The following is a 14,286-nucleotide window of genomic DNA, read 5'->3' on the forward strand; positions in this document are numbered from 1 at the left end:
TAGCCTGTATCCATCCTTATACGTGCCTGCGATTTCATTGCCTCAAATGAGATTGCAGGCATACGTAGGTAATGTCGCATGCGATAGCAGGAGGTAACTTCCATGAACCGTCTCATCTCACTGATCGCTCTGCCTGGTCTCGCCCTTGTCTTGCTACTCGCTCTTCCGCCAGCCCATATACTGGCAGCTAGCTCTGCAGGCCTGACTTCTTCCCGCGCGCATTCCGGCATCTCTAAAAATCACAAGCACTGGCAGGTGATCCCCAGCCCGAATGTTGGTAGTACCGGTAGTGATCTTCTCGCCATCTCCTCGATCTCTACCGGCGATATCTGGTCGGTTGGCGTCTTCTATACTCCACAGTACACGCCTCAAACCCTGGTTGAACATTGGAACGGCACAGCCTGGCAGGTTGTCCCCAGCCCGAATAATGGCCAGGACGAAAACCAGTTAAATGGAGTGGCCGCCATTTCCAGCACCAATGTCTGGGCCGTTGGATACTACAAAAATGGAGTTCTACGAACGCTCATTGAACACTGGGATGGCACGCAATGGAGCATTATCCCCAGTCCCAATGCCGGAAACTCAGACAACCAGCTCGAAGGCATCTGGGCACTCTCCCAGAACGATATCTGGGCCGTAGGAACATACTTCGATATTTCCAAAAACAGCAACCTCACTCTGGTCGAACATTGGAATGGCTCAAAATGGAAACTGGTTTCCAGCCCCAATACCGGCGAGAGCATCAATGTTCTTACCGCGGTCACCGCCGTTTCCAAAAATAACATCTGGGCTGTTGGCTATGGCGAAACCCCAGGATACATCACCCTGGTCGAACATTGGGATGGCACGCGGTGGAGTATCATCGCCAGCCCCAATCCCGGTAACAGCAACAGCTCTCTGGAAGGGCTGACGGTTGTTGCCGCCAATAACATCTGGGCTGCCGGTTTCTACTACGACAACAATTCAAATACCGATAAGACGCTCATCGAACACTGGGACGGCACGCAATGGAGCATTATCCCCAGCCCGAACGTGGGTACGGACTTTTGCCAGCTCTACGGCGTCGCAGCTATTTCAGCGCGTAATATCTGGGCAGTGGGAGTCGATACACGTGTTCCCCCAGTGTTTACCCTGGCCGAACACTGGAATGGCACAAAATGGAGCATTGTCAAAAGCCCCAACGTCAGCAAAACATACAACGGCCTCTCCGCAGTCATTGCGGTTTCAGGCAATCTCTGGGCCGTCGGCGAATATTTCAATACTTCGGAATACGCCTATGATACTTTAATCGAGTATTATGGATAGCATACCAGGACGCCCATAAAAGGAATATCCACGCCCGCCCATTTCCCGCCTTTTTCCCTTGACAATTCCTGAGTTTGAAGGGTATGCTTCTTGTATCCTTTTATTTCAGCTCTTCCGTTGCCAGAAGAGCCATTCACAGGGGGAAAATTTTGATTCACTCAACCCGCGCCACGGCTCGCGAACACGTTTCCATCGTGTCTTTCGTCGTAGCCATTACCATCAGCCTTTTGTCTATTTTTGCTGCTACCAGCACCGCCTGGGCCGCCAGCAGTACGGCGAGAAACATCTCTTTCAACCCGAAGCTGCCTCCGCTGGTCACTGCCGGACCAAATTCGTCCACTCCGCCCACGGACTCTCAGTGTCATTCGCAGTATCACCATCCCTGCTACAGTCCGCAGGAAATGCGCACTGCCTACGACCTCAACCCGATTCTCAATGCCGGATATAACGGCTCCGGCCAGACCATCATCATCATCGACTCCTATGGCAGCCCTACTATCCAGAGCGACCTGAAGACCTTCGATGCCGGTTATGGTCTGCCAGATCCGCCATCCTTCCAGGTGCTTCACCCACTTGGCACAAAACCATGGGATCCACACGATCAAACCATGGTCTCCTGGGCATACGAGACCTCGCTGGATGTCGAATGGGCGCATGCCATGGCTCCTGGCGCCAATATCGTCCTCATGACCAGCCCTGTCGCCGAGACGCAAGGCGTCCCTGGTATGCCGCAATTCTTGAAGCTGGAAAAGTACGCTCTCAAGCATAAGCTCGGCAACATCATCTCGCAGAGCTGGGCCACCACGGAAAATACCCTCTTCGCCAATAAAAAGGGCTTAAAGGTGCTCAGTGACTTCGAGAACTTTTATGCCAGCGCTGTAAAGCAGAACGTCACCATCTTCTCTTCGTCCGGCGATTCCGGTGTGGGTAATCCCGATACGCATGGCCAGATCTATCCATTCCCCACCGTCAACTATCCTGCCTCTTCCCCATACGTAACGGCTGTTGGGGGTACCGACCTCACCGCCGATACGCAAGGAAACTACCAGTCTGAGGTTGGCTGGAGCGGCTCCGGCGGCGGTATCAGCCAGTACTTCGCCGAACCTGACTACGAGGTGAGCTACTTGCCACCATCCATTCAGAGCCAGTTGAACAACCATCGTGGCTTACCCGACATCTCCTATAATGCTGACCCCAGTACGTCCATCGTGATTTACGGCAGTTTCCTCGGAACCGGAACCTGGTACTTCATCGGTGGCACCAGCGAGGGATCGCCACAATGGGCCGGCATCATTGCCGATGCCAATCAGTTTGCCGGCCATCCGCTCGGCTTCCTGAATCCACAACTCTATGCTCTGGGAGCCGGTTCGCAGTACAACACCCTCTATCACGACATTTTGACGGGCAACAATAGCAGCCACGGCATTCAGGGCTACAACGCCGGACCCGGTTGGGACTTTGTCACCGGCTGGGGCACACTCGACGCCGCGCAACTCATTCACGCCCTCGTCGGAAAATAGGCTAGCATCTGACTAAAGAGGGTTGAGTATAGCGCCCGCGCTGTACCCAACCCTTTCTATCAGGATGCAAAATCATCTCTGAAGCTCTTGCCAGCTTCATACTCAGTCGCTTCCCCACCACGATATATGGTTACCATGCCCTCGCCATAAACATGCCAGCCCGTCTTCCTGCCATCACCGCCATCATCGATCATCCCCGTCCGCTCATCGATACCCAACAACACAGCACCAGGCAGATACCGGGTTAAAAGTTTGGCCCAACCCTTGCCAAAAGTATTGTGATGCGGCAACACACAGCTATTCGGCACAAGCCCCAATCCTTGAATAGCCTGAGACCTGGCAGGATCATAGTAATACTGGCATAGCACCATCGCGCCCGCGCTGCTGCCCGCGATCACCGCTCCGGCCTCGTAAGCCTGGAGCATAGCCTGCAAGCTGAGACTATTGGACAGCGTCTCCCCCAGGTAGCCGGCAAAACCGCCCAGCATATAAATCAAACGCGACTGGCGAATCACATCCGCGATAGCCGGATCATTGGCCGTAGTCTTATCGATGAGAGGAACAAGCTCAACTCGCGTTGCCCCCAGGCTCTGAAACCACGTGACACCGTTGCTACCCGCGCGCTGCCAATTATTATCGGGAGCAGCTGCGGCGGGAATAATGCTAATCAGCGCATCTGCTCCTCCGGCCAGTTCAATTGCTCGCATATCCGGCTCGGCCATCTTCCCGCCAAATTCGGCCCCACCTTCTAAAAGAATGTAACCCGTCATATCATCTCCTCGCTCTCTTGTATCATATATAATGCTTCATAATTAGCCCTGCACTTTCCATTGTACTATCTTAAACGCAAGACAGGCAAAGGCATATCCTGCCGGCAGCCGGGGCGAATGGGTGGGGTAATCCTTCCCACCACTCATCCACCGCAATCCCCGCCCCTACTGCTAATACCATTGTTGCTCTTATGAATTTTCACGAAATGACCCGGCAACAGGGCGATGAATTGGCGCCACGGCGGAGCCGTAGGGCCGATTCATCGTGCCCACCGCCGATTCATCGGCCCCGCGTCCATTACCGGACTATGTTTTGAAAACCCACCAGAGCATCCAGCATTTGATATAATCACTGGTATAGACTGGAAAGCACCGGGTAGAAAGAACATCAGAGGAACAACAATGGATTGGATTGAACCATTTTATACAAAGCGCAGCCAATGGATGGGACCCACAGGTATTTTTGATCACCATCGTGCGCGAGCAGCATCCCTCGAACGTTACAGCGGGCCAGGCAAAAAACGCATCCTGGAATTGGGCGCGGGCGCTGGAGGCACAGCAGCAGCAATGGCTGATCTTGGGCATAGCGTGATCGCCGTAGAGTTAAGTCCACTTCGTGCCGCCTTTGCGCGAGAGTTGGCTCAGGAACCACGACAGGGACAACTTACTATCATCGAAGGCGATTACTATACGCTGAATTTCCCCATGCAATTTGATCTGATCTGCCACTGGGATAGCTTTGGCATGGGTTCAGATTCAGACAATCGACGGCTGCTCCGGCGTATGGCAGAAGACTGGTTAGCCCCTGATGGATGCGTGCTAATGGATATCTTCAACCCGTCGTGGTGGATACAACAGGCAGGAACAGAGGAACGAGATGACCGCCGTGGACTCATGCGAGGCTATGACTTCGATCCCATTGGGAGCCGCTTTCTTGATCAATGGTGGCCAATTGGAGAAAAAGGACAGTTGATTACTCAAACCGTTCGTTGCTACGCCCCCACAGATTTTCTGTTGTTGCTCGAAGGAACCGGACTCACAGTAGAGATATTCGTAGTTGCTGAGAATATCTTCCAGGTAGAAGAGAGCAGTACAATGGCCCATGCCTTGTGGAATGAGGCCAGCTATTTTGTGAAGCTGGTACTCGCAAACTAAAGAACTTCCTCGTTCAACATGTCAATCATTGCCTGCATTTCGTATAATATGCGCAGAGAAGCACTGAATAAACCAGGCGCTAAACGCCGCGAGAACCTTTGTCGAGGATAGCCTATGAAGACCGTCACCATCAAAACAAACAAAAAAGATCAAGTAGTTGACATAACGGAAACAGCGGAAACCTGCTTGCGAGAGGCGCAGGCAGAAAGCGGCGTCTGCGTCGTCTTCGCGGCCCATACAACCTGCGCGCTGACCACCGCAGACCTCGACCCTGGAACCGACCTTGACCTCCTGGCCGCGCTGCGCCATCTTTTGCCGCAGATGTCCTATCGTCACCCACACGACCCCACACACGCGCCCGATCACCTCATCTCATCCATCATCGGCCCATCGCTTGCCATCCCCTTTCAAAACCGACGACTCCTTCTCGGCACCTGGCAACGCGTCATTCTAATCGAACTGGATGGGCCACGACAACGAACAGTGCATATTGCCAGCTTTTAGGGAGAATGTTTACAATCCAGTCCTGGCTCCCTGGCCATCATTCCTTGGATGAAACAGCGGATAAAAATTGATCGTCCAACCCATCCCAAATGCTGTTGGCACCAGTAGCTGCGGATTATCCTTGTTCCAGAAAGTAGCCTGCAGCTTGTCAATAGTCGGCACGCGCAAGTCATATGGAATGCCCAGGACTGACCCATGCCAGGTGCGTTCTTCTGGCGACCGATTCAGTTGCTGGTTGATCGCTAACCCGAATAGCGCCAAAAGCACCGCAATCCAAAGAATGTTACCCGGACTCAGAAATTTGCCCCTCTTTTTTCTCTTTGGCATACTCTTAGCTCCTTTTCTATAGACGCTTTATGTCGTACCGATTTGATTATGATGCCGTTTTGCCTGTTGTGCAAATCGGACTATTCCTGCGAAAAATCATATTCATTAAAATCGCACACCGCCCGGTAGCCTATGCGCTGGTAAATGCTATTCGAGGTCGGATTGGAAAGATCGGTAAAGAGGCTGCATCGTTCCCAACCGCTATCAAGCAAGTGCTGGCTAAGAGCGGCAACGCTGCGCGAAGCGTATCCCTGTCCCCGCAATTCCGGTGGCGTGTAAACAAAACTGATGCTGATAATGTGCCCAACCGGGCGTGTTGTGTTTAGCATCGAAACAATAGCCCCATCCGGCAACTCCCACAGGTAGAATTCATGGTTACCGATTCGCCTTCGCGCCAGAGAATCCGCCTCCTCGTCACTGATAGACTCTCGTAGCGCCTCTTGCATAAAGGCTTTCACCCAGCGAGCTACCAGAACTGTATCATCTGGAGTCGCGACTCGCAATCGGCCAGGTCCTGGCCGCGGTGCGATAACGTGCGTCAACTCAAAGAGCCGCTCGCGTGTACGCACATGAGCCTTTTCGCCTGTCAAACTGGTCCATGTCTGAGCGAAGAGATCTGAGAGGTAAGACGGTCCTATCACGCCCGGAACCCTCCATCCATCCTCGCGCAGATTATAAATGATCAGCGAAGGCGCCTCGCCAAAAGCATCGACCAGGTTGCTGGTTACCACCAGCCTGAAAAGGGGCGTCATCAACGCCGCCATAATCAGTTCTCCCTCATCTTCGACCGTTGCCAGGTAAGGCGGAATCTCAATATGCTCAGGAAACTGCTGCAGGCGTAGCGCGATACCAAGGAGCAGGTTGTTCAGTACCTCGTTGCGTTCCAGTTCAGCTTGTGCCCGCGCAAGAAAATCGCCGGCCTGCTTGTACGTTGTGATATTCACAAACCCGTCCTCTCCTGCTTTCATATAAAATATCTTCTTCCTTGAAATCTAAAAATAATTCCGCAGTTCCGCGAAACGTGAGAGCGTCAGCAGTCTTCCATCGTCCACAGGCGTCACCTCTTCATGCTCCATGTGCCACGTATGAGGGTGCGGCACAAACACCGCGCGCAATCCGGCTGCCAGCGCGGGGTTAATATCAGAACGCGGAGAATTGCCAATCATCCAGGTCATATTTGCATCAAGCCCCAGGCGTCGTACAATCTCCTCATACGTCGCCACATTTTTCTCATGCGCCACGACCACCTCTCGGAAAAACCGCTCGACGCCCGACTGCTCGACCTTAAACAGTTGCTCCTCGCGGTCGCCTTTCGTCAGCAGAATCAGATCATGGCGCGCGGATAAATACTCCAGCGTCTCCTCAACGCCCTCAAGGAATTCTAACGGGTGTGCCCGAATCTGCTCTCCAAACTTTCGCACGTGCTGCAAGTCCTCTTCGCGGAACTCATTTTCCGCCAGGTGCCGGTACGTCTCCTCCAGGCTTTTAGTGAAATTTGCCGACCCGATGCCGTTGGCTCGTTCAAACTCGTCGATCACCGCTCGTACCTCGTCCGGCGTCAGGCGAGAATGATTGAGAAACTCAATAAATTCATGAATGGCCCGTTCAAAGTAAATATTATTCTCCCAAAGCGTATCATCGGCATCAATCAAGAAATGGTAGCGCATCCTATCACCTTTCTAATTCATTGTTTATGACTATGGCGAGCATCCAAACGTATGACATCCGGTGGGTGCCAGACCAGAGGCGAGCACAGGCAAGAGAATCCCAAACACCAGCACTATCAGGACCATCCCAATCAGCACGAACCTGGCCTGCGGGTGGCCAAAATTCATCGTCCATCCCCAACCGAAGCGCTTCGGAACAAACAGAGCAGGATCGTCGGGATTGTTGTAAAAGACCTCCGCGTACCAGTACCGGTCATCATCACGAAAAATGACATCGCTACTCCTGCGATCAGCGAACGTATTTGCCTTTGTCGGGAAGCGCTGGGGATGCCAGAAAAGGGCCAGGACGACCGCAATCAGCAGTACACACATCAGCAAGAGAAAGAGCCACAAACTCATAAAGCTTCTTCTTTCAAGGCAAAAAGATAGCGCAAATCACATAATTCAGCCAGGTAAACGAATACTCGTGCTCATTCTCAAATTACGCCGCAGTTCCGTCGCTGTCAAGAGCTATTCCCAGCAATCCTTTGCTATAATCCAATTGGAGCCATTTAGTCCGAAACGACTATGCGGCCAGCAAAAAAAGTTCGCGCAAAATTCATACAAGGAGAAACATAACAATGTATATCGTAGTCAACAAGATAGCTGTACCGCCAGAACACCGCCAGCGGGCGCTCGAAGGTTTTAAGCACGCCCTTCCCAGCATGAAGCGCTTCAGCGGCTTCCTCGGATTCGAATTGTGGACCGCCGAAGATGGCACCATTCTCGGCGTCTCCCGTTGGGAATCAAAAGAGGCAGTAGACGAATACCTGCAACACGACCTCTTCCGCCAGCATCACGGCGGCCCTGCGCGCCAGCAAGAAGACCCCTCGATTACAACCCGTTATACCGCCGAAGTTTTGAGCTAGCTAACGATGAATCGGCCCCCGGTCCAGCCGTGGCCGATTCATCATAACCACCACGGTGATGAATATTTACCAGCAAAATCGGCAAGCTCCTCTACGTCGTGTCATGCTGAGCGCAAGAAGCCGCAAGCCCTGAGCGGAGCGAATAGGGAAGAATCGCTGTCTGGGACCATGTTCTTCTGAGTGGAGCGAAGAATCGCTGTCTGGAGCCATGTCATTCTAAGTGGAGCGAATGGGGAAGAATCGGTGTCTGGGGCCATGTCATTCTGAGCGCAGCGAAGAATCTGTCTCGCCCGGCACCGAGATTCTTCGCTCCGTTCAGAACGACACAGCACGCGTGTCACATGCATTTGAACCACGTCTTAACTGCATCATCAGCCCTCCGGATGGTCGGATCAATTTGCTCAAACTCATTATCATCCCCTGCCATCGCAGGGGCAGAAAAATCCTACGCTGTCCTTCTCATCTCCTGAAATTCGCGCTCTCCATTGCTGTTCTTTTGAACATAGATTCCTACGTGCTCGAAACCTGCGCGCTCATATACCTTGATCGCACGCTGATTGAACGTGAGGACGAAAAGGCGGAAGTAATCAGGGGCAAACTGTTTTCTGGCAAAATCGAGACCTGCGTTAACCAACGTCAGACCCAGCTTCTTGCCTGTCAGGTCTGGTATCCTGCTGAAATTCGACAAGCGGATGGCAAAAGCTGCCAGGAATGAGGACAGGTACCAGATGCTGTTCCTACCGCATTGCCCGATTCGCTTGTCGAATTTCAGCATGACGAAGCATATTGAGTACTCGGGTTATCCCGGCTTTGTACCGCTATGCCCTCTATTTCCGTGAATGATCCGCGATAAACGCAAGCACGCGCTGCCACGCATCCGCCGATGCCTCGGCATACTGGTCGGCACGGCGATCAAAGAAACTGTGCGGCGCCTCTGGATAGATAGTAATCGAGTGCTCAATCCCCGCCTTGTGCAGTTCCTGGTTAAACTTCTCTACATCGCTCACAGGAATGCCCTGGTCCGCTCCACCAAAAAGACCCAGCACCGGGTATTTAATATTTTTGGCCTGCTCAAGTAGCGTAGCACCGCCAAATGCCGGCAAAGCCCTGGTAAGTCCGGCATAAAATCCAATTGCCCCGGCCAAACCCACCGGGCGTGTAGCCGTCAGCAGCGACAAGGTTCCACCCATGCAAAAGCCAACCGTGAACGTCGGGTTGTTCGCGCCCTCGCCCTGGCGCAAGTAATCGAACGCCGCGTTCGCATCCGCTTCAAGACCTGCCGCTTGCATCTGCTGCACATGCGGCCAGAATTCGAACGAGTCGTCGCGCGGCCCCGTACCCGCCGTCCGGCCAAAATAATCGATCGCGATAGCAGTGGTTCCCGTCTCCCCGAAGCGAATCGCCAGCTCCTTGTAGAACTGGTGCAGCCCTCGCACATCTGGAAAGATCACTATCTGCGCCCCCGTTGGTTTCTCAGGATGGCCTACATACGCCGCAAAACGATTACCATCCGCTGCCGTCAAAATAATATCCTCACCACGAGCAGACCCGCTTACCGGTGGCACCGGAGGACGCGCATCGTTGTCATAGCACATACTCTAAACTCCTTACATCTGAAAAATAATAGCCAGAACATTTCGGCTGCCAGAAAGATATGTTAGCCTCCTGCCTATAAGTATAGTACCAGGAGCCGTTTCATGTACAGCCCGTAGGGGCCGATTTATCGGCCTCGCGCCCCATGCCGGATGATGTTGCAACCCATGAACGGCCCGCCCGAGATTACCCGGTTTATCGCTCTCTAAAGAGCCTAGAGCTACTGTGCGCCGTTTGTGATATAGCGCGGCGTGGCCGTGATGAGTTTGTGAGTGGCCCGCCTTATGCTTCTGTCATTAGGTAATTGTATCTAGCAGGAGCCAGGGCACTCCCTCTTCTGGCATAGATGAGGAAAGCGTCCGACGACATTGCTGAGAGGAGGTCGACATGGCCTATCGTTTTCAGGTCAATCGACAAACATGTATTAATTGTGGTATCTGTATGGACTTATGTCCTGTACGTTGTCTCGACATGACGCGGCCCTCTGGAGAGGGCGAAATCGGCGCTGAGCAAGATCTCCGCAGCCCCATCCCCGGTCCTTTTGCTGAGCGCCCCTGGATGATGCTCGTCCCGGTGCAGGTCGCGCAATGTGTGGGATGCCAGGTATGTGTCCAGGAATGCCCCACCAACGCCATCACCATTGAGAGCAGTATCAAGGAACTGTCCTACGCAAAACGCGGCCCTGTTGCCTATATGCCTCCCGAACATGGCTGGCAGCCCCTTGACGCCTACACGCGCGCGAACCCCGAAGAGCCTGGCGAGACGCCCTGGGGCGAAAATCATGCCTGGCGCGTCGCCGAGCGCAAGGCCACATGGCAGAGCTGGCGCACCTGGTTGGGTGAGCGCAAAGAAGACCTGCGCGCCCCCTGCCAGGCTGCCTGTCCCGTCGGCACCAACGCCGGCCTCTATGTCAGCCTCATCGCCGAGGGGCGCTATGACGAAGCATTGCGCGTCGCATCCGAGCCGAATCCGTTCCCGGCCATCTGTGGACGTGTCTGCACAGCCCCTTGCGAGGATGCCTGCCGTCGTGGCGAGTTCGATCTTCCCATCGCCATTCGCGATCTCAAGCGCTTCGCCACCGATCACGGTACAACCATGAAGCGCCGCATTGCACCCCCGAAGCACAAGTATCTCGAACGCGTCGCCATCATCGGCGCCGGCCCTACCGGACTGAGCGCGGCCTACTACCTGGCGCGGCGTGGCTATAGCGTCACCGTCTTCGATGCCATGCCCGTTGCCGGAGGCATGATGGCCATCGGCATCCCCGACTATCGCCTGCCACGCACCGAACTGAATCGTGACATCGACGCCATCCGCGAACTGGGTGTCGAAATGCGCCTCAATACCGCCATTGGCCGCGATATCGGCCTGGATGACCTGCAGCGCGACTATGACGCTGTCTTGATTGCAGTCGGCGCACAGCGCAGCCAGCGCTTAGGTATTCCCGGCGAAGGAGAGCTAAAAGGAGTCATCCCAGCCACCACCTTCCTGAAGGATTTTAACCTCGACCCCAATACCCGGTTGGAGGGCGAAGTCGCCGTGGTTGGCGGTGGCAGCACTGCCATGGATGCCGCCCGATCAGCGCTCCGGGCAGGCGCCAGCAAGGTTCACATCCTCTATCGTCGCAGTCGTGTCGAAATGCCTGCTCAGACCGAAGAGGTCCGCGCAGCCCTGGCAGAAGGCATTGCGCTCCACGAACTCGTGACCCCCGTTCAGATTCTCAGTTTCGATGGCCACGTACATGCCGTTCGCTGTCAGCGCATGGCGCTCTCCGACCCCGACGAAAAAGGACGCCGCAGGCCCGTTCCGGTCCTGGGCACCGAATTTGATCTGCCCGTCGACATCGTCCTGGTCGCCATCGGCGAAGCGCCCGACCCGTCCTTCTTACCGGAGGGAACCAGCGTCGGCGTCGCTCCCTGGGGTGGTCTGCTCATCAATCAAGCAACGCTCGCTACCGGCGCTCCTGGCGTCTTCGCTGCCGGCGACGTCACCTATGGGCCAAAATCCATCATTCACGCCGCCGCCCATGGTCGCAAGGCTGCCAGATCGATCCATGCCTACCTGGCCAAAATCCCACCACATAGGGTGCATGAGATGCCGGATGATGAATTCGAGACGGAATCAATGCTTCCGCCGGATGGCAGAATCACACTGGACCTCCGCCCGATGGCGCGCGAAATCATGCCATTGCGTAACGGCGATGCCTCTCGCGACCGCTCCATCGAATTTGCCACGGGCTTTATGGAAGAACAGGCGCGGCGTGAGGCAAGTCGTTGCTTGCGCTGCGACCTCGCCTACCTCTGTCCATCTATTCACGTCATCTCGGTTGATACAGTCGTCTCAACCACCAGGCGTCAATGAAATTGTCTACTTCTATAATCGAGAGGGGCAAAGACATCTCACCCCTCTCATAACAAAGGAGGTGCTGCTGTGTCAGTACAAGATCTGACCAATGCTATTGTTCAAGGTATCAACGCCGGCGGCGAACAGTTCCTGGAAGGGACGCTTGCCGCCATGCTGCCCATCATGTGGTTAGCCATTCTAGGCTTGCACCTGGGTCGTCCCTATATCCTCGATATGATCGATCGCTTTACCCTGCGCCTGGGTGCCGATCTGCTCTGGCTCATCTATATCGGCCTGCGCGACTTCCTGATCGTCTCAGGCGTGGTCATGAGCTTCATGTTCTTCTTCCCCGATGTAGTGGTCACCGACCAGTTGCCGCTCACAGGTGGTCTGGCCGCCTGCTGCCTCTTCGGCATTTTGCTGGTCAAACTGATGGGCGACCCCGATCACAACCTGCGCGATTTCCAGTTCGTCACGGGCCTGCTCGGTCTGGGAGCCGTCTTCTACTTCGTACCCTACCTGCTGGGTGTGCAGGCCAATGCCATTGCCGCCGGTCAGATGGCCAGTATCAGCAATTTCCTGGTCACAAATTCTAATCCCAACTGGGCGGTGGGCATTGGCTACGTCTCGATTGCCTTGCTGGCTATCATGGGCGCAATCGCCACTGGCTATACCCTCCTCACCGGAGGCCGTGCTGAAGTCCCCGAAGCATCGCAAGACAGCGCTGCGGGCCAATAAGACGGCCAGGTGCTTGTTGAGCGTCATGAGAAAAGACAAACAAAGAAAAGGAGCAAATCAATGAAACCCGATGATGTCGCCAATGCCATCACCCAGGCCCTCATCACAGGCGGCGCCCAATGGCTTATCAGTACTGTGGTCGCCTTTCTGCCCGCCATGTGGACTCTGGCCCTGATCTTACATCTTGGCCGGCCCTACGTCCTGCGCACGCTGCGTCGCTGCGGCCTGCGCTTAGGCGCCGATGTGTGGTGGATGTCCTACCTGCTCATGCGTGATGCCGTCTTATTGATCACCTTTGCTATGAGCTGGATCTTCTTCCTGCCCAATATCGTCGTCAATGCCGCGCTGCCCATCACCGGACCATTAGCCGCCTTGCTATTGCTGCTGGCGCTCGGTGTCAAACTCTCGAGGCGCGTCGATGATGATGTCAACGCCTACCGGCTCGCCACCATCTTCCTGGTACTGGGCGCGACCCTCTATTATGGACCGCAGGTCTTCGCCGTCGAAGCCACCAGCCAGGCCTATCTCGCGGGTTTCGGCCAGGTCTTCACCAGCAACAGCAATCCGCCCGCTGCCCTCTGGATCATGTGGATCTCCCTGGCCGGTGTCGCCGTAGTTGCACTCTGGCTCTTCGCGCGTGCCCTGGTCTCCGCCAACCGCACCATGGCAAAACAACTGGCGAAAACAGCTCATCGACGAACGCCGGAAGCCTCACCCGTCAACTAGCTGCCAACCCTCTAGAGCAATGAGTTGAGCCTACCTGCCTCAACTCATTGCTCCTGGTCCTACAGGGTGGGGTATAGGGACCGGATTTATCGCGTCCAGGATGGGGCCGCCTGCTCAAAGTTTGACACTATTCAAACCAATATGCTAGCATGAAGTGACACTGCAACCAGCCTCGCACGAAACAGGGGGTGTGGACCAGATCAACATCAAATTTTATTACATGTTCTAGAGGAGTACGTATGCGTGACAGAAATGACTGGAACCGTCAGGTAATTGAAGAATTCCGCGCCAATAAGGGGAAGGTTGGTGGTATATGGGAAGGTAGACCCTTGCTTTTGCTCACAACCACCGGCGCAAAGAGCGGCCAGCCCCGTACCAGACCGGTAATGTATATGCGCGACGGCGACCGCCTGTTTGTCTTCGCCTCCAAAGGCGGCGCGCCAACCAACCCCGACTGGTATCACAACCTGCTCGTTCACCCCGAAGTCACCGTCGAAGTCGACGGTGAGACCTACGATGCCATCGCCACTCCTATCACAGGCGAGGAGCGCGACCGCATCTATGCTCAATGGGCGCAAATGTATCCACAGTTCGGCGAATACCAGAAGAAAACAACACGTAAGATTCCCGTGATCGCGCTGGATCGCCGCAACGCCTGATATTCCGTCAAGCCACAATCGGCGGAAACCGCAAGGGCCGCCCTTGTGGTCGCCCGCCCCCCGCTCGCTAA

At 54.8% G+C, this 14,286-nt stretch carries 16 protein-coding genes; 9 read left to right on the top strand and 7 right to left on the bottom strand.

Features of this window, described 5'->3' with window-relative positions; all coding sequences use genetic code 11:
- Positions 1-102 precede the first annotated feature (102 nt).
- Both VFA09_03715 and VFA09_03720 read left to right on the top strand, forming a co-directional pair.
- Positions 103-1,305, top strand: coding sequence for a hypothetical protein (locus VFA09_03715; protein HZU66361.1), 1,203 nt, complete (start codon positions 103-105; stop codon positions 1,303-1,305).
- Between the two features lie 149 nt (positions 1,306-1,454).
- On the top strand, positions 1,455-2,825 hold the full coding sequence (locus VFA09_03720) for a S53 family peptidase (GenBank protein HZU66362.1): 1,371 nt from the start codon (positions 1,455-1,457) through the stop codon (positions 2,823-2,825).
- Between the two features lie 59 nt (positions 2,826-2,884).
- Here the strand turns inward: VFA09_03720 and VFA09_03725 are convergent, their stop codons facing one another.
- Positions 2,885-3,595 (bottom strand): Type 1 glutamine amidotransferase-like domain-containing protein, encoded by a 711-nt coding sequence (locus VFA09_03725; GenBank protein HZU66363.1) that lies wholly within the window; start codon positions 3,593-3,595, stop codon positions 2,885-2,887.
- Between the two features lie 402 nt (positions 3,596-3,997).
- Between VFA09_03725 and VFA09_03730 the strand changes: the two genes are divergently transcribed.
- Together VFA09_03730 and VFA09_03735 are read left to right on the top strand one after the other, a co-directional pair.
- Positions 3,998-4,750, top strand: coding sequence for a class I SAM-dependent methyltransferase (locus VFA09_03730; GenBank protein ID HZU66364.1), 753 nt, complete (start codon positions 3,998-4,000; stop codon positions 4,748-4,750).
- Positions 4,751-4,864: 114 nt separating this feature from the next.
- Positions 4,865-5,254 (top strand): secondary thiamine-phosphate synthase enzyme YjbQ, encoded by a 390-nt coding sequence (locus VFA09_03735; protein HZU66365.1) that lies wholly within the window; start codon positions 4,865-4,867, stop codon positions 5,252-5,254.
- 9 nt (positions 5,255-5,263) lie between these two features.
- Here VFA09_03735 and VFA09_03740 read toward each other — a convergent pair whose 3' ends face one another.
- From VFA09_03740 to VFA09_03755, 4 genes are all read right to left on the bottom strand, one after another.
- Positions 5,264-5,581 carry a DUF5808 domain-containing protein gene (locus VFA09_03740; protein HZU66366.1) on the bottom strand — a complete coding sequence of 106 codons (318 nt, stop codon included), beginning with the start codon at positions 5,579-5,581 and terminating at the stop codon, positions 5,264-5,266.
- An 80-nt stretch (positions 5,582-5,661) separates the two neighbouring features.
- Entirely contained in the window at positions 5,662-6,525 is an 864-nt protein-coding gene (locus tag VFA09_03745) for a GNAT family N-acetyltransferase (protein ID HZU66367.1), read from the bottom strand.
- A 48-nt stretch (positions 6,526-6,573) separates the two neighbouring features.
- Positions 6,574-7,248, bottom strand: a complete 675-nt coding sequence (locus tag VFA09_03750) for an HAD family hydrolase (protein ID HZU66368.1) — start codon at positions 7,246-7,248, stop codon at positions 6,574-6,576.
- Between the two features lie 30 nt (positions 7,249-7,278).
- On the bottom strand, positions 7,279-7,647 hold the full coding sequence (locus VFA09_03755; GenBank protein ID HZU66369.1) for a DUF5808 domain-containing protein: 369 nt from the start codon (positions 7,645-7,647) through the stop codon (positions 7,279-7,281).
- Between the two features lie 221 nt (positions 7,648-7,868).
- Between VFA09_03755 and VFA09_03760 the strand changes: the two genes are divergently transcribed.
- On the top strand, positions 7,869-8,156 hold the full coding sequence (locus VFA09_03760) for an antibiotic biosynthesis monooxygenase family protein (protein ID HZU66370.1): 288 nt from the start codon (positions 7,869-7,871) through the stop codon (positions 8,154-8,156).
- 445 nt (positions 8,157-8,601) lie between these two features.
- On the opposite strand, the gene VFA09_03765 is transcribed toward VFA09_03760, so the two are convergent.
- Both VFA09_03765 and VFA09_03770 read right to left on the bottom strand, forming a co-directional pair.
- Complete coding sequence (locus VFA09_03765) at positions 8,602-8,931, bottom strand: GNAT family protein (protein HZU66371.1); 330 nt, start codon at positions 8,929-8,931, stop codon at positions 8,602-8,604.
- Between the two features lie 52 nt (positions 8,932-8,983).
- Positions 8,984-9,751: a dienelactone hydrolase family protein gene (locus VFA09_03770; protein HZU66372.1), complete on the bottom strand. Its 768-nt coding sequence runs from the start codon at positions 9,749-9,751 to the stop codon at positions 8,984-8,986.
- A gap of 385 nt (positions 9,752-10,136) precedes the next feature.
- Here VFA09_03770 and VFA09_03775 point away from each other — a divergent pair, with 385 nt between their 5' ends.
- The 4 genes from VFA09_03775 to VFA09_03790 all read left to right on the top strand — a co-directional run bounded on the left by VFA09_03775 (position 10,137) and on the right by VFA09_03790 (position 14,215).
- A complete protein-coding gene (locus VFA09_03775) occupies positions 10,137-12,110 on the top strand; it encodes an FAD-dependent oxidoreductase (protein ID HZU66373.1) in 1,974 nt (657 codons plus the stop codon).
- 69 nt (positions 12,111-12,179) lie between these two features.
- Complete coding sequence (locus tag VFA09_03780) at positions 12,180-12,830, top strand: hypothetical protein (GenBank protein HZU66374.1); 651 nt, start codon at positions 12,180-12,182, stop codon at positions 12,828-12,830.
- Positions 12,831-12,890: 60 nt separating this feature from the next.
- The gene (locus VFA09_03785; protein HZU66375.1) at positions 12,891-13,556 is read left to right on the top strand and encodes a hypothetical protein; all 666 of its coding nucleotides are present in this window, start codon (positions 12,891-12,893) and stop codon (positions 13,554-13,556) included.
- 239 nt (positions 13,557-13,795) lie between these two features.
- Positions 13,796-14,215, top strand: a complete 420-nt coding sequence (locus VFA09_03790; protein ID HZU66376.1) for a nitroreductase family deazaflavin-dependent oxidoreductase — start codon at positions 13,796-13,798, stop codon at positions 14,213-14,215.
- The last annotated feature ends 71 nt before the right edge of the window (positions 14,216-14,286 follow it).

This window comes from Ktedonobacteraceae bacterium, assembly GCA_035653615.1.
In the GTDB taxonomy this organism is placed as follows: domain Bacteria; phylum Chloroflexota; class Ktedonobacteria; order Ktedonobacterales; family Ktedonobacteraceae; genus DASRBN01.